This is a genomic window from Blautia sp. MSK.18.38, from assembly GCF_024460535.1.
GTDB classification, from domain to species: Bacteria; Bacillota; Clostridia; order Lachnospirales; family Lachnospiraceae; genus Blautia_A; species Blautia_A fusiformis.
This window is the reverse complement of sequence record NZ_JANFYP010000084.1, coordinates 1-798: the sequence shown is the minus strand read 5'-3', so window position 1 is coordinate 798 and position 798 is coordinate 1. Positions and strand designations below refer to the sequence as shown.

Here is a 798-nt window from a genome sequence, read left to right as displayed (position 1 = left end):
TTTTGGAAAACGCCTTTCTCATTTTACTTCTAATTTGTGCCGGACGCTGGACAACATGATTGATGGAAACGAGGAATTACAAAAGTCAAATGATAGTGAAACTCTTTTTGCCCGTATCAACCACCGCTTAATCCGGTTGTATGAGATTATGCAGGAAAATCGGCACAAGGTAGACATGGAACGACAGGAGCTTCAAATGCTGATTTCTGATATTTCGCATCAAGTCAAAACGCCTGTCAGCAATTTGCAAATGGTAACGGACACACTTTTAACAAAGCCTGTTTCAGAAGAAGAACGGATGGACTTTTTGCAAGGCATACGCAGTCAGACTGATAAACTGGATTTTCTGTTCCAAGCACTGGTTAAAACATCCCGGTTAGAAACCGGAGCAATACGATTAGAAAAGAAAGACAGCAGCTTATTCCATACGCTTGCACAAGCTATGAGCAGTATTGTATATGCCGCAGAGAAAAAAGAAATTGCTGTATCCGTGGATTGCCCGGAAAATTTGATAATCTCCCATGACAGCAAGTGGACAAGCGAAGCCCTTTTCAATCTGCTGGACAATGCAGTAAAATACACTCCGTCAGGTGGAAAGATTTCTGTATCAGTGGTTCAGTGGGAAATGTACGTAGAGGTCAAAGTGACCGACACCGGCAGGGGCATTTCAGAAAGCAATCAGGCTGCCATCTTTCGGCGCTTCTATCGTGAGGAAGAAGTACACGATCAACAGGGTGTGGGAATAGGTTTGTATTTGGCTCGTGAGATTGTAACAAGGCAAGGGGGCTATATCAAGGT

The 798-nt window shown here is 43.5% G+C and carries 1 protein-coding gene; it reads left to right on the top strand.

Translation table 11 applies throughout. The features are described from left to right. The coding region (locus tag NE638_RS17820; RefSeq protein ID WP_173746873.1) for a sensor histidine kinase at positions 1-798 on the top strand (798 nt) is incomplete at both ends.